The 22,265-nt window shown below is 69.7% G+C and carries 20 protein-coding genes; 5 read left to right on the top strand and 15 right to left on the bottom strand.

The genetic code is table 11. From position 1 onward, the window contains the following. Positions 1-434 precede the first annotated feature (434 nt). The 8 genes from rocD to AB0N61_RS16700 form a co-directional block, all read right to left on the bottom strand. Positions 435-1,646 carry an ornithine--oxo-acid transaminase gene (rocD, locus tag AB0N61_RS16735; protein WP_363365484.1) on the bottom strand — a complete coding sequence of 404 codons (1,212 nt, stop codon included), beginning with the start codon at positions 1,644-1,646 and terminating at the stop codon, positions 435-437. Further along, complete coding sequence (ddaH, locus tag AB0N61_RS16730; protein WP_363365483.1) at positions 1,643-2,530, bottom strand: dimethylargininase; 888 nt, start codon at positions 2,528-2,530, stop codon at positions 1,643-1,645. The genes rocD and ddaH overlap by 4 nt, the downstream gene beginning before the upstream one ends. A 165-nt stretch (positions 2,531-2,695) precedes the next feature. Further along, a complete protein-coding gene (locus tag AB0N61_RS16725) occupies positions 2,696-3,712 on the bottom strand; it encodes an NAD(P)-dependent alcohol dehydrogenase (protein WP_363365482.1) in 1,017 nt (338 codons plus the stop codon). Position 3,713: 1 nt separating this feature from the next. Then, positions 3,714-3,944 carry a helix-turn-helix transcriptional regulator gene (locus tag AB0N61_RS16720; protein WP_363365481.1) on the bottom strand — a complete coding sequence of 77 codons (231 nt, stop codon included), beginning with the start codon at positions 3,942-3,944 and terminating at the stop codon, positions 3,714-3,716. Next, positions 3,944-4,378 carry a hypothetical protein gene (locus tag AB0N61_RS16715; protein ID WP_363365480.1) on the bottom strand — a complete coding sequence of 145 codons (435 nt, stop codon included), beginning with the start codon at positions 4,376-4,378 and terminating at the stop codon, positions 3,944-3,946. The genes AB0N61_RS16720 and AB0N61_RS16715 overlap by 1 nt, the downstream gene beginning before the upstream one ends. Before the next feature lie 95 nt (positions 4,379-4,473). Beyond that, the gene (locus tag AB0N61_RS16710; protein ID WP_363365479.1) at positions 4,474-8,169 is read right to left on the bottom strand and encodes a bifunctional proline dehydrogenase/L-glutamate gamma-semialdehyde dehydrogenase; all 3,696 of its coding nucleotides are present in this window, start codon (positions 8,167-8,169) and stop codon (positions 4,474-4,476) included. A 130-nt stretch (positions 8,170-8,299) separates the two neighbouring features. Continuing rightward, positions 8,300-9,124, bottom strand: a complete 825-nt coding sequence (locus AB0N61_RS16705; protein WP_363365478.1) for a hypothetical protein — start codon at positions 9,122-9,124, stop codon at positions 8,300-8,302. Positions 9,125-9,128: 4 nt separating this feature from the next. Further along, on the bottom strand, positions 9,129-9,689 hold the full coding sequence (locus AB0N61_RS16700) for an acyl-CoA thioesterase (protein WP_363365477.1): 561 nt from the start codon (positions 9,687-9,689) through the stop codon (positions 9,129-9,131). Positions 9,690-9,819: 130 nt separating this feature from the next. Between AB0N61_RS16700 and AB0N61_RS16695 the strand changes: the two genes are divergently transcribed. Continuing rightward, positions 9,820-10,326, top strand: a complete 507-nt coding sequence (locus AB0N61_RS16695; protein ID WP_060928760.1) for a GNAT family N-acetyltransferase — start codon at positions 9,820-9,822, stop codon at positions 10,324-10,326. A gap of 111 nt (positions 10,327-10,437) precedes the next feature. On the opposite strand, the gene AB0N61_RS16690 is transcribed toward AB0N61_RS16695, so the two are convergent. From AB0N61_RS16690 to AB0N61_RS16680, 3 genes are read right to left on the bottom strand one after another with little or no spacing between them, the layout of a single operon-like run. Further along, positions 10,438-12,171, bottom strand: a complete 1,734-nt coding sequence (locus AB0N61_RS16690) for a cytochrome b/b6 domain-containing protein (RefSeq protein WP_363365476.1) — start codon at positions 12,169-12,171, stop codon at positions 10,438-10,440. Between the two features lie 2 nt (positions 12,172-12,173). After that, entirely contained in the window at positions 12,174-13,145 is a 972-nt protein-coding gene (locus AB0N61_RS16685; RefSeq protein ID WP_363365475.1) for an electron transfer flavoprotein subunit alpha/FixB family protein, read from the bottom strand. Position 13,146: 1 nt separating this feature from the next. Then, entirely contained in the window at positions 13,147-13,923 is a 777-nt protein-coding gene (locus tag AB0N61_RS16680; RefSeq protein ID WP_363365474.1) for an electron transfer flavoprotein subunit beta/FixA family protein, read from the bottom strand. A gap of 130 nt (positions 13,924-14,053) precedes the next feature. Between AB0N61_RS16680 and AB0N61_RS16675 the strand changes: the two genes are divergently transcribed. From AB0N61_RS16675 to AB0N61_RS16665, 3 genes are read left to right on the top strand one after another with little or no spacing between them, the layout of a single operon-like run. Next, the gene (locus AB0N61_RS16675; protein ID WP_363365473.1) at positions 14,054-14,590 is read left to right on the top strand and encodes a MarR family transcriptional regulator; all 537 of its coding nucleotides are present in this window, start codon (positions 14,054-14,056) and stop codon (positions 14,588-14,590) included. A gap of 1 nt (position 14,591) precedes the next feature. Further along, entirely contained in the window at positions 14,592-15,062 is a 471-nt protein-coding gene (locus AB0N61_RS16670; RefSeq protein ID WP_363365472.1) for an SRPBCC family protein, read from the top strand. Beyond that, entirely contained in the window at positions 15,059-15,502 is a 444-nt protein-coding gene (locus tag AB0N61_RS16665) for a YdeI/OmpD-associated family protein (protein WP_363365471.1), read from the top strand. The genes AB0N61_RS16670 and AB0N61_RS16665 overlap by 4 nt, the downstream gene beginning before the upstream one ends. A gap of 25 nt (positions 15,503-15,527) precedes the next feature. Here the strand turns inward: AB0N61_RS16665 and AB0N61_RS16660 are convergent, their stop codons facing one another. The 4 genes from AB0N61_RS16660 to AB0N61_RS16645 all read right to left on the bottom strand — a co-directional run bounded on the left by AB0N61_RS16660 (position 15,528) and on the right by AB0N61_RS16645 (position 20,008). Next, positions 15,528-16,304: an enoyl-CoA hydratase gene (locus tag AB0N61_RS16660; protein WP_363365470.1), complete on the bottom strand. Its 777-nt coding sequence runs from the start codon at positions 16,302-16,304 to the stop codon at positions 15,528-15,530. Between the two features lie 94 nt (positions 16,305-16,398). Continuing rightward, positions 16,399-17,301 (bottom strand): 3-hydroxyisobutyrate dehydrogenase, encoded by a 903-nt coding sequence (mmsB, locus tag AB0N61_RS16655; protein ID WP_363365469.1) that lies wholly within the window; start codon positions 17,299-17,301, stop codon positions 16,399-16,401. Beyond that, positions 17,298-18,479: an acyl-CoA dehydrogenase family protein gene (locus AB0N61_RS16650; RefSeq protein ID WP_363365468.1), complete on the bottom strand. Its 1,182-nt coding sequence runs from the start codon at positions 18,477-18,479 to the stop codon at positions 17,298-17,300. The genes mmsB and AB0N61_RS16650 overlap by 4 nt, the downstream gene beginning before the upstream one ends. Before the next feature lie 26 nt (positions 18,480-18,505). Further along, complete coding sequence (locus tag AB0N61_RS16645) at positions 18,506-20,008, bottom strand: CoA-acylating methylmalonate-semialdehyde dehydrogenase (RefSeq protein ID WP_363365467.1); 1,503 nt, start codon at positions 20,006-20,008, stop codon at positions 18,506-18,508. Positions 20,009-20,205: 197 nt separating this feature from the next. On the opposite strand from AB0N61_RS16645, the gene AB0N61_RS16640 reads away from it, so the two are divergent. Beyond that, the gene (locus AB0N61_RS16640; RefSeq protein WP_363365466.1) at positions 20,206-22,251 is read left to right on the top strand and encodes a beta-galactosidase; all 2,046 of its coding nucleotides are present in this window, start codon (positions 20,206-20,208) and stop codon (positions 22,249-22,251) included. The last annotated feature ends 14 nt before the right edge of the window (positions 22,252-22,265 follow it).

Here is a 22,265-nt window from a genome sequence, read left to right as displayed (position 1 = left end):
CATTTGACAAGTGCACGCTGTTGAGTTCTCAAGGATCGGATGCTCCCACGACCCAGTCATCACAACCAGGCCCGAAGGGCAACTTCTCTATCTTATCTTCGCTGTTCAGGCTGTCAAATCGACACGCCGTGAAGCTCAGAACCAGATCTGCAGCTCGGGGCTCAAGGCCGCCGAGGCAACTTCACTAGTTTATCCGTTTCGGAGCCGCTGTCAAATCGACCGTTTCTCCGAGGTGGAAGCTCCAGGTCAGACAGAAGTGTGTCTGCGATCTGCTCCGAGGAGCTGATCGAGTGGAGGTGGTTCTCCGCTTGAGGGGGGTAAGGCTCTCGGCCTCTCCGCTTCCCTGTGGGGCGAACAAGTAATAAGTTACGTGGGTTCCGGGGTTCCGGCAAATCCGGGCTGTCCGCCGGGCGTGTCGCCCGGCGGACAGCGGGTCAGGCCCCGAGAACCAGCTTCAGCTGCTCGACGGCCCAGTCGAGTTCGGTCGCCCGGATGACGAGCGGCGGAGCGATGCGGATCGTCTGACCGTGCGTGTCCTTGACGAGCACGCCGCGGTCGAGCAGCTTCTCGGCGATCTCGCGCCCGGTGCCCTTGGCGGGGTCGATGTCGACTCCCGCCCACAGCCCGGCGATGCGCACCTCGGTGACACCATGACCGATCAGGGGTTCGAGGCCCGCGGCGAGGTGAGCGCCGAGTGCGCGGGCGCGCTCCTGGAACTCCCCCGACTCGAGCATCTCGACGACCCTCAGTCCGACCGCCGCCGCGAGCGGATTGCCCCCGAAGGTCGAGCCGTGCTCACCGGGGCGGATGACGCCGAGCACATCGGTGTTCCCCACCACAGCGGAGACGGGAAGGATCCCGCCACCGAGCGCCTTGCCCAGCAGGTACAGGTCGGGCACGACACCCTCGCGGTCGCAGGCGAAAGTCTCGCCCACACGGCCGAGACCGGACTGGATCTCGTCGGCGATGAACAGCACGTTCTTCTCGTCGCAGATCTCACGGATGCGGCGCAGGTATCCCTCGGGCGGGATCACCACACCGCCCTCGCCCTGGATCGGTTCGATCAGCACGGCAGCGGTGTGACCTGTGATCGCCGCGGCGATGGCATCCGCATCCCCGTAGGGGACGACGTCGAACCCCGGGGTGTAGGGGCCGAAGTCCGCTCTCGCCTCCGGGTCGTCGCTGAAGCTGACGATGGTCGTGGTGCGGCCGTGGAAGTTGCCGGCCGCGACGATGATCCGCGCCTGCCCGTCGGCGATGCCCTTGACCCGATAGCCCCACGCCCGAGCGACCTTGATGCCGGTCTCGACCGCTTCGGCCCCGGTGTTCATCGGCAGCACCATGTCTTTGCCGGCGAGCGCCGACAGCGCTGCGGCGAATGGCTCGAGCCGATCGCTCATGAACGCGCGACTCGTGAGGGTGACGCGACCGAGCTGTTCGGTCAGCGCCGCGACGAGAGCCGGATGCCGGTGGCCGAAGTTCACCGCCGAGTAGGCCGCGAGCAGGTCGAGGTAGCGCTTGCCCTCGACGTCCGTCACCCATGCACCCTCGCCGCGGGCGATGTTGACCGGCAGCGGGTGGTAGTTGTGGGCGATGTGGGGCTCTGCGGCGACCTCGACGCTCACGCCCGAGTCGACGGCGGTCACGACTCACCGCGCAGTTCGAGCGTGCAGCACTTGATGCCGCCGCCGCCGAGCAGCAGCTCGGACAGGTCGATCATGATCGGGTTGTACCCGCGCTCGCGCAGCTGCTTCTCGAATCCCTTGGCGCGCGGCGAGATGATCACGTTGTAGCCGTCGCTCGCGGAGTTGAGCCCGAACACGGATCCGTCCTCGTCGGACACCAGGATCGCCTCGGGGAAGCGCTCCTCGAGGATCGCCCGGCTCTCGTCATCGAAGGCGCCCGGGAGATACGCGATGTTCGCGCGCTCCGGTCCGCCCCTGTCCGTGCCCTGCACGGGGTCGAGCACCGCGATCGCCGTGTCGAGGTGGTAGAAGCGCGGGTCGACCAGGTTGAGCGACACCACCTCACGGCCGAAGACATCGCCCACCTCGCGGTGGCTGTCGCCGGTCGACCGGAAGCCCGTGCCGGCGAGGATCACGTCGCCCACGAGCAGGAAATCGCCCTCGCCCTCGTTGACCTCTTCGGGGATGACGGTGTCGTAGCCGGCGGCGCGGAACCAGTCGGCGAACGCGGGCGCCTCGCCCTGGCGCTCGACGAAGCGGAACTTCGGCACATAGGCCCGGCCGTCGATCAGGAAGCCGCCGTTCGCGGTGTAGACCATGTCGGGGAAACCCGGGAGGGGCTCGATCAGCTCGACCTCATGACCGAGCTCCAGGTACAGGTCGTGCAGCTTCTGCCACTGCTCCACCGCCCTGCCCGTGTCGGTCGGCTTCGACGGCTCCATCCACGGGTTGATCGAGTAGTTCACCGTGAAGTGCGACGGCTTGCACATCAGGTAGTGACGGCGGTGTGCGGTGCGGACCGGTGCTGCGGTCTCGGATGCCGGCGCAGTGGTTTCGACAGACATGGGGCTCCTCGAACGGATGCGGCGGACGCTGTCCAGGGGCCCGGCGGTCCTTCGACCCGCGCCGCTCCGTGAGAGCCGGCGCCCGGGGAAGATGCGACTCGGGCACGCCAGCATCCATTCTGTCACCCGTCCCCTGGACGCCGCCAGAGCGCGGACGCTCCTCGCTCAGGCTCCGCGGACGACGACCTTGCCGACCGTGTGACCGCGCTCGAGGTGTGCGAGCGCCGCGGGGGCGTCGTCGAAGTCGAATTCTCGCTCGATCACGGGCGTGATCCGCCCTTCCGCGGTGAGTTCCAGCAGCTTCGCGAGGACTTCGGGGCGGGGCGTCGCTGCGAGCGGACGGATGCGGCGGCGCGAGCCGATCGACAGGAACGCCGCCTTCAGCATCCGTGGGATCGGGCCGAGCACGCGGCCGCCGTCGCCGGTCACCAGCACCACTCTGCCGCCGGAGACCACGAGGCGCTGCAGGTCGCGCAGGGGGATCCCCCCGGCGATGTCGATCACGGCGTCGAAGTGCGCTGCAGGCAGCTCCGTCAGCGGCGACCGCCGGTGATCGAGGGTCCGGACGGCGCCGAGGTGCTCGACGAGGCGGGCGTTGCGTTCGCCGCACGTGGCCCACACCTCGGCACCGCGCAGCGCCGCGAGCTGCACCGCGAACGTGCCCACTCCCCCGGAGGCGCCGACCACGAGGACGCGAGGCACATGACCCGCCGGAGCGTGCGCGATCGGGCGGAAGCCGATTCCGGCATGATCGAGGGCCTGCCACGCCGTGCCGGCGGCGATCGGCAGACAGGCCGCGCTCTCGGATGCCACCACCGGGGGGATCGGGACGAGGCGCGTGGCGGGCACGGCGACATGCGACGCGAGGCCCCCTCCGCCGACGAGCTCGCCCACCGCCCGCTCGCCCAGCTCGGCACCGATCTCCTGGGAGCCGACAGCGACCACCGTGCCCGCGACCTCCATTCCGCGCACCGGATGCTTCGGGCGGGTCAGGCCGAACACCGGACGAACGAGCAGGGGGTCGCCGAGCATGAGGCGCACGTCTCCGGCGTTGAGGGCGGTCGCCTCGACGCGCAGCACCACCTCGCCGGGGCGCGGGGCCGGAAGAGGGATCTGCTCGAGGTGGACTCCGTCGGCGGGACCATACGTCTCACGCACCCAGGCCGGCATGGTCTCGGTCATCTCAGGCCTCCGCGCTCGTGGGCTCGGGGTACTGGAACAGGTCGTCGATCCCCACGCCGAAGGCGCGAGCGATCTGGAACGCGAGCTCGAGCGTCGGCGAGTACTTCTCCTGCTCGATCGCGATCAGCGTCTGCCGCGTCACGCCGATGCGGCGGGCGAGCTCGGCCTGGGTCAGGCCGGCGGCCTCTCGATGCGCCCGGATGCGGTTCGAGACGAGAGTGGGCTTGACCATCAGACGAGACCTCGGCGGTAGGCCACGACCCGTGCGAACCCGCCCACGATCGCCGCGACCGCGAAGCCGGCGAACATGGTGTGGGCGATCCAGAAGACGTCGGCGCGCAGCGCGCACAGGAGGATCACCACGGTTCCCGCGATGGCGACGAATGCCTGCTCGACACGGCTGCCCATGCGACCGATGTCCCGATCGCGGATGTCGGACCTCCCCGCACCGTCGGGGTCGCGGGCGCCCGCGATCATCCCCCAGATGATGCTGATCGCGATCGTGACGACGATGCCGCCGCCGATCATCCACAGCATCAGCGGTGGCCAGTCGACCTCGGTCACAGGACCGCCGGCCGCCTGCTGAAGCAGGGTGACGACATACGCCGTGATCGCGAGCAGGCTGACGACGAGACCTGCCCAGGCATTGCGCTCCTCGTAGACCATGACGCCTCCAGTGTAAAAGATTCTTTACAGGAGGCTACGCCTGCTGCCTTCAGCTTGTCAAGAATTCTTTACACGATCGCCCGACGACGCGAGCGTCAGATCACGGAGGCGCTCCAGTCGTCGGGATTGCCGTAGCGGTGCGCGGTGATCGCGATGGCCTGCTCGTGCACGAACGGCAGCAGCTCGATGCGTCCGGCAGACGTGACCTCGCCGTCGTACACCGCGAGGTCGGGATCGCCATCCACGGCCACCGCCAGTGCATGGTGAAGCGCCGCCACCGAGCCGCGAGGCCCGACCAGCCGCACCCGGCTCGGCCGCAGCTCGTCGGACGACTCGGGCAGCTCGCTCGCGTCGTCGCGCCGCCGCATCCGCTCGATCCACTCCTCGTCGGTCTCCATGTAGACCGTGGCGCCGAGTTCGCCGAGCGCGTGTCGCACTGCGGCCGGCAGTCCGACGGGGGTCGACAGCACGAAGCCGGCGCCAGCGCGCACCGCGGCGACGACGACGCGCAGCAGCTCCTGCCAGCCGGCATCCGCGGTGGCCCTGATCGCGACCGGAACCGGGCGGTAGCGGAACAGGTTGCGTTCGACCCCGAGGTGCGACACGTCGCGCACCTGGCCGAACTCACGATCCCAGGCGAGCGCATCCGACAGCGCCGAGCGACGCAGCCACTCGAAGGCCTCGAAGTCGAGCGACGGCTGCGCGGCTTCGATGAGGTCGGTGATCCGCGAGTCCAGCCCGCGCAGATGAAGCGTGCTCGACGGGGTGCCGGACCCGCTCGACCGCCAGGATCCGAGCCCGATCAGGTAGTTCGGTCCGCCCGCCTTGGCGCCGGGGCCGACTGACGAGCGCTTCCACCCGCCGAAGGGCTGACGCTGCACGATCGCACCCGTGATACCTCGGTTCACATACAGGTTGCCCGCCTGCACGCGGTCGAGCCAGAGCGCGAGCTCCGCCGGATCCTGCGTGTGCAGCCCGGCCGTCAGACCGTAGTCGACCGCATTCTGCAGCTCGATCGCCCGCTCCAGCGTCGGCGCGTGCATGACGCCGAGCACCGGGCCGAAGAACTCCTCGGTGTGGAAGCGCGATCCCGGCCGCACGCCCACGCGGATGCCGGGTCGCCACAAGCGGCCGGTGGGGTCATCGGTCGAGACGGCGGGCTCGATGAGCCACTGCTCATCGCCCTCCAGCTCGGTGAGCGCCCACGCGAGCTTGCCCTCGGGGCGTTCGATCACGGGCCCGACCTCGGCCAGCGGATCGGTGGGCCAGCCGACGTGCAGCGACCGAGTGGCATCGGCCAGCTGGCGGGCGAAACGCTGGGAGCGCCCGACGGGTCCGACGAGGATCGCGAGCGACGCCGCCGAGCATTTCTGCCCCGCGTGCCCGAAGGCGCTGCGCACGAGATCGGCGACCGCGAGATCGAGATCCGCCGAGGCCGTGATGATCATCGCGTTCTTGCCGCTCGTCTCGGCAAGCAGCGGCAGGTCGGGGCGCCACGAGCGGAACAGCGCCGCGGTCTCCCAGGAACCGGTGAGGATGACCCGATCGACCGAGTCGTGCGAGATCAGCTCGCGACCGAGATCGCCCTCTTCGATGTCGACCAGCGCGAGCACGTCGCGCGGGACCCCGACCTCCCAGAGCGTCTCGGCGATGACGGCGGCGCAGCGACGGGACTGCGGCGCCGGCTTGAAGACGACTCCCGAGCCCGCGGCGAGCGCGGCCAGCACGCCGCCCGCGGGGATCGCGAGGGGAAAGTTCCACGGCGGGGTGACCACGGTCACGCGCGCCGGTTCGAACGCGGCGCCGGCGACCGCATCCAGTTCCCGCGCCTTGGCGGCGTAGTAGCGGGCGAAATCGACGGCCTCGCTGACCTCGATGTCGGCTTCGGCGAAGACCTTGCCGGTCTCGGATGCGGCGACCTCGATCAGGTCACCGCGTCGCCCCTCGAGAGCGGCGGCCGCTCTCCACAGCACCTCGGCGCGTTCAGCGGCGGGACGCGCGCCCCAGAGCGCCGCAGCGTCGTGCACGCGGGCGATCGTGTTGTCCAGTGCGTCCGCGTCGTCGATCCGGGCGGCCTCGATCGTCGAGACGCCCAGGGCGGAGTCGGGGACGCGGGCGGTGATCTCGCGAGCCCAGTCGCGGTTGGCCGGAAGTGATGGGTCGCTGTCGGGGGTGTTCGTGAATCCGGGAGCACCGCCGGTCGTCTCGTCGAGCTCGCGCGGGGCATAGACCGCGGTCTCGAGGAACGGCCCGGTCGCGTCATCCGATCCACGCGAGATGCCGAGCACCGCCTGGGTCAGCCCCTCTTCGGGCGCGGGCGCGACGGGCACAGGACGCAGGGACTCGTGCACGGGTGCGAGTCGGTCCTGGCTGCGCAGCGCCCCCACCTGCAGGGTCGGCGACGTCGAACGGTCGACGGCGTCGAGGAACCTGTCGCGCTCCCGGGCGAACAGCGCCTCGTCGTCGCCGAGGCGGAATGCCGCAGAGAGGAAGTTCTCGCTGGAGGCGTTCTCTTCGAGCCGGCGCACCAGGTAGCTGATCGCGACGTCGAACTCGCGCGGCTTCACGACAGGGACGTAGAGCAGCACCTCGCCGACCTCACGGGAGACGGCCTGCACCTGCCCCTGTGCCATGCCCAGCAGCATCTCGAACTCGATCGGCGGCTGAGAGTTCGCGGCGCTCTCCGAGCCGAGGTCGACAGCGCGCACGCCGCGCTCCCCTGCCAGCAGCCACGCATACGCGATGCCGAACAGGTTGTGACCCGCGATCCCCAGACGCACGGCGGCGACGTTCTCGGGGCGCAGCGCCCAGTCGAGGCAGCGCAGGTAGTTGGCATCCGTGTCGAGCTTGGTGTCGTAGGTCGCCTGCGCCCATCCGTGCATCCGCGCCTCGACGCGCTCCATCGCGAGGTTGGCGCCCTTGACGAGCCGCACCTTTATCGGGGCCCCGCCCCGGTCGACGCGCTCGCGAGCCCAGGCGGTGAGCTGCTGCAGCGCCGGCAGGGCGTCGGGCAGATAGGCCTGCAGCACGATGCCGGCCTCGAGTCCCTCGAGCCGCGGGTCCTCGAGGATACGCGTGAACACCGCGATCGTCAGATCGAGGTCGCGGTACTCCTCCATGTCGAGGTTGATGAAGGTGCGGTCCGACGCGGCGGTCAGATACAGCGGCAGCAGTCGCTCGACGACCGAGTCCACGACCTCGTCGAACGCCCACATCGAGATATGGCTGACGATCGCCGACACCTTCACCGAGACGTAGTCGACGTCGGGGCGGCGGATCAGGTCGTGGATGCCCTCGAGCCGTCGCTGGGCCTCTGCCTCGCCGAGCACCGCCTCGCCGAGCAGGTTGAGGTTGAGTCGTGCTCCGGATTCGCGGATCTTCGCGATCGCCGGGCCGAGCTTCTCGGGGCGGGCGTCGACCACCAGGTGACCGACCATGTCGCGCAGCACCCGGCGGGCGATGGGCACCACCGGAGTCGGCAGCATCGGTGCGACCCCGCCGCCGATGCGCACGGCCGAGCGCAGATACCAGGGCAGGAAGTCGGGCACGATCGGCGCGATGCGGTGCAGTTGGGACGCCGCGGCGCTCAGGCTCTCGGGGCGCATGACACCATCGACGAACCCGAGTGTGAACGGCAGCCCGTCGGCATCCTGCAGCACACCCGCGAGCCGCGCCGCCGCGGGGTCGACATCGGCGGCCGCAGCTTCGATCACCCACCGTCGGGCGAGCTCGACCGCACGGTCCCTGAGCGAGACGGATTCGGGATGCGTGGAGGGCATCGGGTCGGCCATGACCTCAGCCTAGGACTGCGGTGCGCGCCTGGCCCTGAGCCGACGCTCGCGTCGCGCTGTTCCGGTCGCAGTTCGTGCCGCCGGCCGCGTGAACGGGCGGCGCGAACTGCGACCGGAACAGGGGGGCGACTCAGAGCGCGGCGATCATCTCGTCGTAGCCCTCTCGGAAGGTCGGGTAGTCGAGGTCGCCGAGGAACTCCTGCAGCAGATGACCGTCGAGCACCGTCCCGCCCCCGACCTCCGGGTCGAGGTGCGGCGGCGACGTCACGCCGAGCCGGGCGGCGATGTGACCGACGACCTCGCCGAGCAGCACCGGTTCGCGATCGACGGCATGGATCAGGGGCGGCGCGGAGTCGGCGCGCAGCATCGCCTCGAGCAGCCGCACGAGGTCGGTCTCGTGGATGCGGTTGGTGCGGCGCGTGTGATCGACGGGCGCCGCCTCTCTCACTCGTCTGATGAGGAAGTCCCGACCGGGGCCGTAGATGCCCGCCGGCCGCACGATGCGCGCGCCGAACAGCTCCATGGCCAGCTGCTCACCCTCGACGAGATCGCCGCCGCGCTCGCTCGAGACCCGCGTCGCATCGCGCTCGGTCAGCGGCGTCTCGCCAGGACGCCCCTCGAACACCCGGGTCGACGAGACGAACACGACGCGCTCCGGCATCGACGGCAGCGCCTTCGCCAGCCCGCGCAACGCCGGCGGATAGATCGAGTCGCCCTCGGTGCTGGGCGGCAGCGTGATCACCACCGAGTCGAAGGGCGGCAGCTCGCGGTCGAGCGGCTGCCGCAGGTCAGCCTCGATCGTCGGGAAGGGCAGCGCGCCCGCGGTCCGGCGCATGGCCGTGACCTGTGCCCCCTGTTCGACGAGTCGCTCGCCGAGTCGCACGCCGAGCTTGCCGCATCCGACCAGCAGCACGTGCCCCGGTGCGCGTGTCCGGAGACCCCACGGATCGGTCACGACGTCAGCTCCACACGCTCGGCGCGGAGCTGCGCACGGAAGGCAGAGCGGATGCCGCGGCCCAGTCGTGCACCCACGGATCGATCTCGGGCACCCCCTCGGGCTTGCCGACGGCGGCGAACAGCTCTTCGTTGCTGACCGTGCCGCCGGAGCGGCGCAGCATGCGCGATCGCACTATCACCCGGGCATAGATCTCGCCGTCGACGACCGCCCGGTGCTCGAGGAACACCGCCTTGTCGTCGTGCCCGATGAAGCGCGACTGCACCTCGAACCGCTGCCAGAGCTGCAAAGACTTGCGGAACGTGACGGTCTCACTCGACACGACGGCGTACCAGCCGCGTCCGTTCATCGCGTCGAACAGCCCCGTGCGGATCAGCAGGTCCCAGCGGCCGAGGTCGAAGAGCGACAGGTACCGGCCGTTGTTCATGTGGCGCAGGATGTCGATATCGGTCGGCAGCGTGGTCAGACGGATGCTGCTGACCGCGGATGCATCGAGGGTCTTTCCCCGCCGCACGCGGCGACGGGCGGAGAGGATCACGAGGAGAGTGCGCCAGATCACGTTCACGAGCACTGATCGTAGCCATCGGCGAACGAGTCGCGAAGATCGTTGTGCGATGTCTCCACCGACATATCGGTGCTGTGGGAACGCTTCCGTTCGATTTCCTCTTCGTGGAACCCGCGCGTAGAGTCGCGATATGAGCGCCGAAGCCCAGCCTGAAGTCATCGTCCGTCCGGTCCGTGATGTGGATGCGGAAGCCCTGGGTCGCGTGCACGCGCAGTGCTGGCACGAGACCTATGACCACCTGATCAGCAAGGCAGCCCTCGAGAAGGTCTCGCCCCGCCGCATGGCCGAGCTGTGGACGCACTGGGCAGCTCAGGGCCCCGAGTTCACGATGCGCGCGGCCCTCGTCGACGGAGAGATCGTCGGGTTCGTCGGCTCCGGTCCCGCCCGCGACAAGGACGCTCCGGCGTTCCGCGAGCTGTACTTCATCTACCTGCTCGACGCGTATCACTCCACCGGCATCGGCCAGAAGCTCTTCGACGCCGCCGTCGAGAAGGACGAGCCTCTCTACCTGTGGGTGGCGGAGGACAACCCCCGGGCCCACCGCTTCTACACCCGCAACGGCTTCACGCTCGACGGCGCCAGCCACACCGAGCCGTTCCTCGGCGAGACGCTGACCGAGGTGCGCTTCGTGCGCTGACCCCGCGCCTCGTGATGCTCGCGCTCACGATCCCGCAAGAACGGCCCCCTGCCTGAGGCAGGGGGCCGTTTCGCTGGGTTCGGGAGAGAGCCGTGCGCAATCGTGAACGGGTCAGCGTCCGGAGACGGTGCCGAACAGCTTCGCGATCGGGGCGATGACGAGCGGGCGTGCGGCGACCCAGCCGAGCGCGATGACCACGAGGGATGCCACGAAGACCCAGAACCCGGTCCATCCGACGGCATCCGACGAGGCGTACATGTGGTTGAGGTTGCGCAGGAACCCGGTGAGGAACACCAGGGCGACGTGTCCGATGATGAACACCACGAAGTAGATCATCACCGGGAAGTGCAGCGCGCGAGCCCACTCGATCGGATAGGCCTTCGACAGGCGCTCGGCCTTCTTCGGCCACATGCCCGACATGCGGAACCCGGTCACAGCAGCCAGCGGAGCCGCGATGAACACGGTCACGAAATACGCCAGCTGCTGCAGGCTGTTGTAGTTCACCCAGCCGTGCTCGGTCGGCCAGTCGAACGACACGTACTGCAGCGCGGCAGACAGCGCATTCGGGATGACCTCCCAGCTGGTCGGCACGATGCGCGCCCAGTGTCCCGTGACGAACAGCAGCACCACGAAGACCACGCCGTTCACGAGCCAGAGGATGTCGAGCGCCTGGTGGAACCAGATCGTCAGACTGACCTTGCCCTTGGGGTCGTTGCGCGGGGTCCAGAAGGCGGTCGGCCGCTTCTCGTTGCGGATGCGCAGGCCCGACCGGATGATCAGCACCATCAGGAACACGTTGAAGAAGTGCGCCCAGTTGGTCCACGGCGCGAATCCGGGTTCGACCGCGACGGCCGGCTCGTATTCGCCAGGGAACGCGGCGAGGAAGTCCTGCATGAACGGGACGCTCAGCAGGGCCCGCACGAAGGCCACGGCGGCGGCCGCCAGGATGCCGAGAGCTGCGGCACCGATGAGCACGGCGATCGCCTGGGTCCAGGTCGGGCGAGGGCGGCCGGATGCCGGAGCGGTCGCCGTGACGTGGCGAGGAGCGCTGCCGTTCCAGACCGTGCGGGGTGCAGGCAGCGGGACCGAGGGGTCTCCGAGCGCGAACGCGGTAGGCGTCGCGACGACCGCGGCGGGTGCCTCGGTCTGCGCGGATGCCGCGACCTCGGGGGCTGCGCCCGCGCCTGCCGGAGCAATGGCGGTGGCCGCAGCGACATCGGCGGTCGGGGCAGCCGCGGTTGCCAGAGGAACGGTGTCTGCCGGAGGCCACGGCTCTCCGCCTGCGACCCGCGGCAGACCGCGACGCACGGATCCCGCCTGCGTGCCGACCGCGGCCGACTCGGCCGCGGCCGACTCGACCGTCGACTCGTCACCCGTGGGCGATGGCGTCGGAGCGGTCGACGGCGCGTCCAGCGCGGACGCCACGCGAGGCGACGCATCCGCGACGGCGCCAGTGGCGCCGGTGGCGGCGCCAGCGCCGGCCGGTTCGGCCTCGAGAGAAGGGGCCGGCGACGCTCTCAGCCCGGCCGCCGTGCCTGCAGGAGGCCACGGCTCGCCGCCGGGCGTGCGCGGAAGGCCCCGACGCAGGGAGCCCTCGACCCGGAGTCCCGACGCTGCGGGCGTGCCGACCGACGACTCTGACTCGGGAGCGACGACCTCCGGGCGAGCACCCTCAGAAGCGACGGCCTCCGCGGTGACAGCATCCCGTTCGTCCAGCGACGTCGGCGGCGCCAGGGGAGGTGCGTCCTCGGCATCCGCCGACGCGGCGACGCTGAGGTCACCGGGAGGCCACGGCTCACCGCCGGGAACGCGCGGGAGCCCGCGCCTGAGCATGCGCGTCGCCATGACTACTTCTTCCGCGCCTCGAGGGCCGCGACCACCTGCGGGACGATCGTGAACAAATCGCCGACGATGCCGAAGTCGGCGACGTCGAAGATCGGCGCCTCGGCGTCCTTGTTGATCGCGACGATGTTCTTCGCCGTCTGCATTCCCGCGCGGTGCTGGATCGCCCCCGAGATTCCGAGGGCCACATACAGCTGGGGCGAGACCGAGACGCCGGTCTGACCGACCTGGTGCGACTGCGGGATGTATCCGGCGTCGACGGCGGCGCGGGATGCGCCGACCGCTGCGCCGAGGGCGTCGGCCAGCTCTTCGACGAGCACGAACTTCTCCTTCGACGCGAGGCCGCGGCCACCCGAGACGACCCGGGTCGCGCCGCGCAGCTCGGGCCGCGTCGACGTGGACTCCACCGCTTCGACGGGTCCGACGGTCGCCCCGACAGCGCCGGATGCCGACACCGAGAGCGCCTCGATGATCGGCGACTCCACCGCCTCGGCGCGCGCGTCGACCGCCCCCTGGCGCACGGTGATGACCGGGGCGCCGAACGTGGGGGCGGACTCGGTGAGATACGCCCCTCCGTAGACCGAGTGCTGAGCGACGATGCCCTCGTCATCGCGCGAGACGCCGACGGCGTCGACCGACAGCGCCAGCTTCGCGCGCACGGCAAACCGCCCGGCGACATCGCGTCCGCTGATCGAGTTCGAGATGAGCACGGCATCCGGTCGAACCTGCTCGAAGGCGGCGTGCAGTGCCTCGACGATCGGCACTGTGAGCACCGTCGGGTCGGCGTCGGCGGTGAGCACGACCGACGCTCCGGCCGCGGCCAGCTGGGCCGCCGCCTCGGCAGAGCCTCCGACGACGAGGGCGACGGGAGCGCCGACCGTCGAGGCCGCGCCGATGAGGGCCGCCGTGCTGCTCGCGGGGTTGCCCGCCGGGTCGAGGTCGATCACGACGAGGATCGGGTTCTCGGGGTAGGTCATGTCACACCAGCCTGTTCTGCACGAGGTACTCGACCAGCTTGTCGGCGGCATCGCCCTCATCGACGATCTTGACGCCCGCCGCACGCGGTGGCTTCTCGGCCACCGAGGTCATGATCGTGCGCGGAGCGACGGCCGGATCGGCGGAGACGCCGAGGTCGTCGAGGGTGAGCACCTCGAGCGGCTTCTTCTTCGCCGCCATGATGCCCTTGAAGTTCGGGAAGCGCGCATCGGGCAGCGCTTCGGTGATCGAGATCACCGCCGGGAGGGATGCCGAGATCGGCTGCGCTCCGGCATCCGCCCCCCGGGTGCCGGAGATCCCCTCCGAGGTGATCTCGACCGAGGTCAGCGCGGTCGCCTGCGCCCATCCCAGGTGCTCGGCGAGCATCGCCGCCATCACCCCGCCCGAGCCGTCGGTCGACAGGTTGCCGGTGATCACCAGGTCGGGCTCGCCCCGACGGATCGCCGCGGCCAGGGTCTCTGCCGTGAGCCCGAGGTCGGCACCCGCGAGCTGCTCATCGGCGATGTGCACGGCTGCGCCCGCACCGATCGCGAGCGCTCGGCGCACGGATGCCGTCGAGCCCGCGGGCGCCATCGCGACCGCGACCACCTCGGTGCCCTCGTTCTTGTCGGCGTGGCTCAGCGCCACCTCGAGTGCGCGCTCGGTGATCTCATCGAGCACCACGTCGCCGGCACCTCTGTCGGCGAGGCCCGTCTCGAGGCTCAGCTTGCGGTCGCCATAGGTGTCCGGCACCTCTTTGACCAGGACGAAGATCTTCATCGATTGCTCCTCACGACTGCGTCGATTCTAGTCCCCTGATACTGAGTTCCACTCGAAGAGCGACTGAGGACCAGCCGCCGTCGGGGCGTCGGGTCCCGGCTACGGCGACACGATGGCCTACCGTAGAACCGTGAACCGATCGCGTCCGCTGCCCGTCGATCCGCTCGCCGAGGCGAAGCGGCAGTGGCTCGCGCACGGGTGGACGGATGCCGCCGACGGCATGACCGTCGTCACGTCCGTCATGCGAGCTCAGCAGCTGCTGCTCGCGCGGGTGGATGCGACCCTCAAGCCCTTCGCGCTCAGCTTCGCCCGATACGAGATGCTGCGCCTGCTGGCCTTCAGCCGGTCTGGTCGCCTGCCGCTGTCGAGTGTCGTCGCCCGACTGCAGGTGCACGCGACGACCGTCACGAGCACCGCCGAGCGCCTCGTGCGCGACGGGCTCATCGTGCGCGAACCGCATCCCCACGACGGCCGAGCCGCGCTGCTCGCCCTCACGGAATCGGGCCGAGACCTCGTGGCTCGGGCCACGGACGCCCTGAACGCCGACGTGTTCGCCGACCCGGGCATCACCCGGGAGGATGCCGCCGAGCTCGTCGCGATCGTCGCGCGCATGCGCAAGGCCGCGGGCGACTTCGCCGATCCCAGGCCGCAACCCGAGCCGCTCTGACATGGCGGAGTTCGTGCTCGAGACGGTGATCGCAGCGCCGAGGGAGACGGTGTTCGCGATCGCTCTCGACCCCGGCATGCACCTGCGGTCGATGGCGCGATATGGGGAGACGATGGTCGAGGCCCCCGCGGGCGGCACGTTCACGGAGGGGTCGACCGTCACCTGGCGTGCACGACACTTCGGCATCCCGTTCCGGCTGCGGACGATCGTGTACGACGTCGACCCGCCGCGCGGATTCCGCGACCGGCAGCTCTCCGGGCCGTTCGGCGCGTTCGAGCACGAGCACGTGTTCGAGGAGCATCCGCGGGGAACTCTGGCCCGCGACACGATCGTCTTCCACTCCCCGTTCGGCCCTCTCGGACACCTCGTCGACCGTCTGATCCTTCGCTCGTACATGCGACGGCTGATCGAGGAGCGCAACGACCACCTGGCATCCGAGGCCGAGGGGCGCGGGCGTACACTGCCCGCATGAGCGAACTGCGCCTGCACACGACCCTCGAAGGCCGCGGCCCCGCCGCCGCGATCATCCTCACCGACGAGCAGGTCGCCTCGTTCGGGACGGGAAAGACGTTCCCCGTCGCGGTCACGATCGCAGGGCGCACCGCTCGACTGCGCCTGGCGCGCATGGGAGGCGCCAACCTGATCGGCTTCAGCAAGGCCGTGCGTGCTGACCTGGGTGTCGAGATCGACCAGGAGGTCGATGCGGTCATCCGTCTCGATTCCGCCGAGCGCGAGGTCGAGACACCGCCCGCCCTCGCCGACGCTCTCGCCTCCGATCCCGCACTGCGCGCCGCCTTCGACGCGTTGACCTACTCGACACGCAAGGAGCACGCCCGCTCGGTCGCGGAGGCCAAGCAGGATGCGACCCGCGAGCGGCGCGTCGCGAAGATCATCGAGGCGCTGCGCGGCTGAGCCGCGGCGACCCGAGGCCCGGCGGTCAGCGGTTCTGGAAGTCGGGCGCACGCTTCTCCCGGAAGGCCGACATGCCCTCCTTCTGGTCTGCGGTGTCGAACAGCTCGGCGAACGCCCGCTTCTCGTGCGCGAGACCCTCGGAGAGCGTCGTCTCCATCGCGGCGTCGAGGGCGGCCTTCGCGGCGAACACCGACGGCAGCGACTTCGACGCGATGGTCTCGGCCAGCGTCGTGGCCTCGTCGAGGAGGTCGGGTGCCGGCACGACCCGCGACACGAGGCCCGAACGCTCCGCCTCATCGGCGCCCATGAACCGGCCGGACAGCACGAGCTCGGCCGCCTTGTAGTAGCCGACGGCGCGGATGAGCCGCTGCGTGCCGCCCATGCCGGGGATGACGCCGAGGTTGATCTCGGGCTGGCCGAACTTCGCGGTGTCGGCGGCGAGGATGATGTCGCACATCATCGCCAGCTCGCATCCGCCCCCGAGCGCGAAGCCCGAGACGGCCGCGATCACGGGAGTGCGCACCGCCGCGAATTCGTGCCACACGCCGAAGTGATCGGTCTCGAGCATCTCAGAGGCCGACATGCCCTCCATCTCCTTGATGTCGGCACCGGCGGCGAAGGCCTTCTCCGACCCGGTCACGACGATGGCGCCCACCCCGTCGTCAAGATCGAACGCCACGGCTGCCGCGGTGACCTCGTCGGCGAGGCGGCTGTTCAGCGCGTTCAGCGCCTCGGGACGGTTGAGGGTGATCCACCCGACCCGCCCGCGCTGCTCGACCAGGATCGTCTCGTATTCGGTCATGAAGGTTGCCTCTCCGTTCGAATCGCGCACTGTGCAGATCTGAGGGCCGAATCACTGCAAGGTGCGCGATTCGAAAGTGCCTCGGGGACGATCGTCACACACGATCGCTTCGGATGTCGGTGATGATGCCGGAGAAATCGCGGGATGCCCCCTCGCCCGCAGCGTACGCGGCATACAGCTGCTGGGCGAGTCGCCCCATGCGCGCGTCGGTGCCGGTCTGCTCGATCGCCTGCAACGCGAGCCCGAGGTCCTTGGCCATCAGAGCACCGGCGAATCCGGGCTGGTAGTCGCGGTTCGCGGGGCTCGTCGGCACCGGCCCCGGCACGGGGCAGTTCGTCGTGATCGACCAGCACTGGCCGGATGCCTGCGACACGACGTCGAACAGCGCCTGATGCTCGAGGCCGAGCCGCTCACCGAGCACGAATGCCTCGGCGACCGCGATCTGCGAGACGGCGAGCACCATGTTGTTGCACACCTTCGCGGCCTGGCCGAGTCCTGATCCGCCGCAGTGCACGATGCGCTTTCCCATGACCTCGAGCACCGGCAGCGCCGCGGCGAAGTCCTCGTCCGAGCCGCCCACCATGAACGCGAGGGTGCCGTTCTCGGCTCCGACGACGCCGCCCGAGACAGGCGCGTCGACGTTGCGGTGACCCGCGGCGAGCGCGAGAGCGTGTGCGGCGCGGGCCTCGTCGACCGCGATGGTCGACGACTCGATGAACAGGGTGTCGGGTCGGGCGGCGGCGAGCAGCCCGGTGCGGTACGCGTCGATCACATGTCTGCCCGCGGGGAACATGGTGATCACGACGTCGGCGTCGGCGACGGCATCCGCTCCGCTGGCGGCGACGGGGATGCCGGCGGCCCGCGCCGCGTCGATCGCCGCGGGCACCGGATCGAAGCCGTGCACCTCGTGCCCCGCCGCGACGAGGTTCTTGGCCATCGGCAGCCCCATGTGGCCGAGTCCGAGGAACGCGATCCGCACGGTCGAGGGCTCGGTCATGATGCGCTCCTCATCGAGGTGGATCCCGCCGGCCGAAGCATCTCGCGACCGACGATCAGGCGCATGATCTCGTTCGTGCCCTCGAGGATCTGGTGCACCCGCAGGTCGCGCACGACCTTCTCGATGCCGTAATCCTGCAGATACCCGTAGCCGCCGTGCAGCTGCAGCGCGCGGTTGGCGACGTCGAATCCGGCATCCGTCGCGAAGCGCTTGGCCATGGCGCAGCGCATCGTGGCGTCCGGAGCGTGCTCGTCGACCGCCAGCGCCCCGTCGGTCACCATGAGGCGCGCGGCCTGCAGGTCGGTGCGCATGTCGGCGATGGCGAACAGGATCGACTGCTTCTCGGCCAGCGGCTCGCCGAAGGCCACGCGCTCGTGCACGTACTGCACGGCACGGTCGAGCGCCCACTGGGCGCCTCCGAGCGAGCAGGCCGCGATGTTCAGACGACCGCCGTTGAGCGCCGACATCGCGATCGCGAAGCCACGGCCCTCGTCGCCGAGCATCCCGGATGCCGGGATGCGGACGCCGTCGAGGATCACCTGGCGGGTGGGCTGCGCATGCCAGCCCATCTTCTGCTCCGGCGCCCCGAAGCTGAGCCCCTCCGCGTCACCGGGAACGAGGAAGGCGCTGATGCCCCGGGCTCCCGGCTCGCCGGTGCGCGCCATGACGACGTAGACGGCGGCCTCGCCCGCTCCCGAGATGAACTGCTTCACGCCCGTGAGCAGATAGTCGTCTCCGTCGCGCACCGCGCTCGTGGCGACGTTCGCGGCATCCGATCCGACGCCCGGCTCGGTCAGGCAGTATCCGCCGAACTCCTGCATCGCGGTGAGAGCCGGCAGCCACCGGCCGCGCTGCGCGTCGTCGCCGTAGGTGTCGATCATCCACACCACCATGTTGTGGATCGAGATGTAGGCGGCGACGGCGGGATCGCCCTTCGCGAGCTCCTCGAAGATGGCGACGGTGTCGGAGCGGCTGAGTCCGGTGCCGCCGAACTCCTCACTCACGTAGATGCCGCCGAGGCCGAGCTCTCCGGCCTTGCCCAGCGACTCCCGGGGGAAGATGTGCTTCTCGTCGCGCTCGGCGGAGAAGGGTGCGAGCTCTGTCTCGGCGAACTCGCGGACGGCGTCGAGAATGGCCTCGCGCTCTTCGGCGGTGGTGGTGACGGCAGTCATTGTCATGTCGATTCCTTGTGGGCGTCGAGAGGTCAGTGCATGGTGGGGATCACGAAGCTGGCGCCGTCGCGGATGCCCGCGGCCGGCCAGCGGCTCGTGACGGTCTTGGTCTTCGTGTAGAAGCGGAAGGCGTCGGCACCGTGCTGGTTGAGGTCGCCGAATCCGCTGCGCTTCCAGCCGCCGAACGTGTAATACGCGATCGGCACGGGGATCGGCACGTTGACTCCGACCATCCCGACCTCGACGCGGGCGGCGAAGTCGCGGGCCGCATCTCCGTCACGCGTGAAGATCGCGACGCCGTTGCCGTACTCGTGCTCGGATGCCATGCGCAGCGCCTCTTCATAGTCGGCGGCGCGGGCGATCACGAGCACGGGTCCGAAGATCTCCTCGCGGTAGATCGCCATATCGGTCGTGACGTGGTCGAACAGCGTCGGTCCGAGGTAGAAGCCCTGCTCATGCCCGGGAACCGTGAAGCCTCGGCCGTCGGCGAGAAGCGTCGCACCCTCGTCGACACCCTGCTGGATGTAGCCCTCGACCCGCTCGACCGCCGCCCGCGTGACGAGCGGTCCATAGTCGACGTCGGATGCGAGCGACGGGCCGACCCGCAGCTGCGCCACACGCTGGGTGAGCTTGTCGGCGAGCGCATCCGCCGTCTCCTGCCCCACCGGCACCGCGACCGAGATCGCCATGCAGCGCTCGCCCGCCGACCCGTATCCCGAGCCGATCAGGGCGTCGACGGCCTGGTCGAGGTCGGCATCGGGCATCACGATCATGTGGTTCTTGGCGCCGCCGAAGCACTGCGCGCGCTTGCCGTTCGCCGCCGCCGTCGAATAGATGTACTCGGCGATCGGGGTCGAGCCGACGAAGCCGACGGCACGGATGCGATCGTCGGTGAGCAGTGCGTCGACGGCCTCCTTGTCGCCGTGCACGACGTTGAGCACACCCGCGGGCAGCCCCGCCTCGAGGAAGAGCTCCGCGATGCGCACCGGAACCGAGGGATCGCGCTCGCTGGGCTTGAGCACCACGGCGTTGCCGGCGGCGAGGGCAGGGCCTGCCTTCCACAGCGGGATCATGGCGGGGAAGTTGAACGGGGTGATCGCCGCCACCACTCCGAGCGGCTGGCGCATGGAGTAGACGTCGATCCCGGCACCTGCACCGGTCGAGTACTCGCCCTTGAGCAGGTGCGGGGCGCCGGCAGAGAACTCGATGACCTCGAGGCCGCGCTGGATGTCGCCCTTCGCGTCGTCGACGGTCTTGCCGTGCTCGCTCGCGAGGAGTTCGGCGAGTGACTGCATCTCGCGCTGCACGAGGTCGAGGAAGCGCAGCAGCACGCGGGCGCGCTTCTGCGGATTGGTCGCCGCCCACTCGACCTGTGCCGCCTCGGCATCCGCGATCACGTCGGCGACCTCCTGCGCGGAGGCCAGAGGAACGCGCGCCTGGACGGATCCCGTGCTCGGATCGAACACATCGGCGAATCGGCCTCTCTCGGGAGTGAGGTGCTTTCCGCCTACGAAGTGGGGAATGGTACGAGTCATTGTGCGATGTCCCTTCGCGCCGTCGTTGGCACTATGACGATGGTACTTCGGCATCCGGGGATTTACTAGGACGTCCTCCTACCTTCGAATCGCGCACTGTGCAGTTTCGGGGGCGCGACTTCTGCACAGTGCGCGATTCGAAAGCAGGGGGGAAAAGGGCGCCACGCTGGAAAGCGCTTGCCGATAGGGTGGGCAGCATGCACTACGGCGCCGACTACAACCCGGAACAGTGGCCTCGCGACGTCTGGCCCGACGACGTGCGGCTCATGCGGGAGGCCGGCGTGACGCTCGTGAGCCTGGGGATCTTCGCGTGGTCGCGCATCCAGCCGGCCGAGGGCGAGTTCGACTGGGAGTGGCTCGACGAGATCATCGGCCTGCTGCACGAGGGCGGGATCCAGGTCGACCTCGCCACCGCCACCGCGTCCCCTCCCCCGTGGGCGTCGGCCGCGTACCCCGAGATGCTGCCGCAGGATGCCGACGGCACGACGTTCTGGCCGGGCAGCCGTCAGGCCTTCGCGCCGTCGTCGCCGGTCTACCGCCGCCTCGCCGCGGAGCTGGTGACCGCTCTCGCGGAGCGCTATGCGCAGCATCCGGCTGTCGTGCTGTGGCATGTCAACAACGAGTACGGATGCCACCTGCACTACGACTACTCCGACGCGGCACGCGACCACTTCCGCGTGTGGCTCGAGCGCAAGTACTCGACGATCGACGCGTTGAACCACGCCTGGGGCACCGACTTCTGGTCGCAGCGATACACCGCGTTCGAGCAGATCGTGCCGCCGCGCAAGGCTCCGTACAGCATCAACCCGACCAGCGTGCTGGACTTCAAGCGCTTCACCTCCGACACCCTGCTCGAGCTGTACGTGATGGAGCGCGACATCATCCGCGCCTCGGGCGCCACCCAGCCGATCACCACCAACTTCATGGGCGCGTTCCCGCCGGCCGACTACTGGAAGTGGGCGGCCGAGGTCGACGTGATCAGCGACGACAACTACCCCGACCCCAACGACCCGGAGTCGTTCCGCGGGGCGGCGTTCGCACGCGAGCTGATGCGCGGGCTCAAGCCGAGGGTGCCGTGGATCCTCACCGAGCAGTCGACGAACGCGCTGAACTGGCGCCCCACCAACGCGCCGAAAGCACCGGGTCAGATGGCGGCGATCAGCGCGCAGGCGGTCGGGCGAGGCGCCGACGGCATCATGTTCTTCCAGTGGCGGCAGTCGCGGCGCGGCAGCGAGAAGTTCCACTCGGCGATGGTGCCGCAGGCGGGTCTCGACACCCGCACCTGGCGGGAGGTCGTCGAGCTGGGTGGTCGACTCGCGCAGCTCCCCGCGATGCCGGACGTCTCGTCGAGTGCGAAGATCGCCCTGGTCTTCGACTGGGAGAACTGGTGGGCGATCGGCGGGCGCGACCACCCGATCGCGCTCGACTATCTGACGCTCTCGCACCGCTGGCACGCGGCGCTGCACCGGCAGAACCTCGCGGTCGACATCGTGAACACCACCAGCGACCTCAGCGCGTATTCGCTGGTCGTGGCGCCGCAGCAGTATCTGCTCGGCGACGAGGGCGCGACGAATCTCACGGCGTATGTCGAGCAGGGCGGCAACCTGTTCGTCTCGGCGTTCAGCGATGTCGTCGACCAGGACGACGCCTTCCGCGAGGGCGGGTTCATCGTGTCGCTGCGCGATGCGCTCGGCGTCGCCCTCGAGGACTTCGGGGCACTGGTCCCACCCGAATCGGTGCGTCCCGCCGACTCGGCCGGCGAGACCGCGAGCCACGCCCGACCCGACGGACCCGGCCAGTCGGAGGCCACGCTCGACGGCCCGGCGGGAACGATCGTGGGACAGTACTTCGCCGAGGAGCTCCTCGTGCAGGATGCCGAGGTGCTCGGTCGCTTCACCGACGGACGCACAGCGGGGCGCGCGGCGTTCACCCGTAAGACCTTCGGGAACGGTCGCGGCTATTACCTCGCGACGATCCCCGACGATGCCGGCATGGCCGCCGTGCTGCGCTGGCTCGCCACCGAGGCGGGGGTGACAGCCGAGATCGAGGGGCTGCCCGAGCACGTCGAGATCGCGCGCCGAGGCGGCATCCTCACCGTCATCAACCACAGCGCAGAGCCGTTCGCGGTCGATGTGCCCGGCCGCGATGTGCTCTCGGGGTCGACCGAGGAGCGACGCGAACTCGGTGCCTACGGATGGGCGTTCATCGACACGAGCGGGTCGAGCGGAACCGACCCCGCGTAGATCACGCCGCCCGA

This window comes from Microbacterium sp. NPDC089320, from assembly GCF_040684875.1.
Classification (GTDB): domain Bacteria; phylum Actinomycetota; class Actinomycetes; order Actinomycetales; family Microbacteriaceae; genus Microbacterium.
The sequence above is the reverse complement of the archived record's forward strand: the minus strand, read 5'-3'. Positions and strand labels throughout refer to the sequence as shown.

Bases quoted from the DNA above. Each gene is read 5' to 3' on its own strand.
- AB0N61_RS16640 (WP_363365466.1), top strand. From the start codon at position 20,206: ATGCACTACGGCGCCGACTACAACCCGGAACAGTGGCCTCGCGACGTC.
- AB0N61_RS16645 (WP_363365467.1), bottom strand. From the start codon at position 20,008: ATGACTCGTACCATTCCCCACTTCGTAGGCGGAAAGCACCTCACTCCC.
- AB0N61_RS16680 (WP_363365474.1), bottom strand. From the start codon at position 13,923: ATGAAGATCTTCGTCCTGGTCAAAGAGGTGCCGGACACCTATGGCGAC.
- AB0N61_RS16650 (WP_363365468.1), bottom strand. From the start codon at position 18,479: ATGACAATGACTGCCGTCACCACCACCGCCGAAGAGCGCGAGGCCATT.
- AB0N61_RS16690 (WP_363365476.1), bottom strand. From the start codon at position 12,171: ATGGCGACGCGCATGCTCAGGCGCGGGCTCCCGCGCGTTCCCGGCGGT.
- mmsB (WP_363365469.1), bottom strand. From the start codon at position 17,301: ATGACCGAGCCCTCGACCGTGCGGATCGCGTTCCTCGGACTCGGCCAC.
- AB0N61_RS16685 (WP_363365475.1), bottom strand. From the start codon at position 13,145: ATGACCTACCCCGAGAACCCGATCCTCGTCGTGATCGACCTCGACCCG.
- ddaH (WP_363365483.1), bottom strand. From the start codon at position 2,530: ATGTCTGTCGAAACCACTGCGCCGGCATCCGAGACCGCAGCACCGGTC.
- AB0N61_RS16695 (WP_060928760.1), top strand. From the start codon at position 9,820: ATGAGCGCCGAAGCCCAGCCTGAAGTCATCGTCCGTCCGGTCCGTGAT.
- AB0N61_RS16660 (WP_363365470.1), bottom strand. From the start codon at position 16,304: ATGACCGAATACGAGACGATCCTGGTCGAGCAGCGCGGGCGGGTCGGG.
- AB0N61_RS16715 (WP_363365480.1), bottom strand. From the start codon at position 4,378: ATGGTCTACGAGGAGCGCAATGCCTGGGCAGGTCTCGTCGTCAGCCTG.
- AB0N61_RS16710 (WP_363365479.1), bottom strand. From the start codon at position 8,169: ATGGCCGACCCGATGCCCTCCACGCATCCCGAATCCGTCTCGCTCAGG.
- AB0N61_RS16725 (WP_363365482.1), bottom strand. From the start codon at position 3,712: ATGACCGAGACCATGCCGGCCTGGGTGCGTGAGACGTATGGTCCCGCC.
- AB0N61_RS16720 (WP_363365481.1), bottom strand. From the start codon at position 3,944: ATGGTCAAGCCCACTCTCGTCTCGAACCGCATCCGGGCGCATCGAGAG.
- AB0N61_RS16670 (WP_363365472.1), top strand. From the start codon at position 14,592: ATGGCGGAGTTCGTGCTCGAGACGGTGATCGCAGCGCCGAGGGAGACG.
- AB0N61_RS16665 (WP_363365471.1), top strand. From the start codon at position 15,059: ATGAGCGAACTGCGCCTGCACACGACCCTCGAAGGCCGCGGCCCCGCC.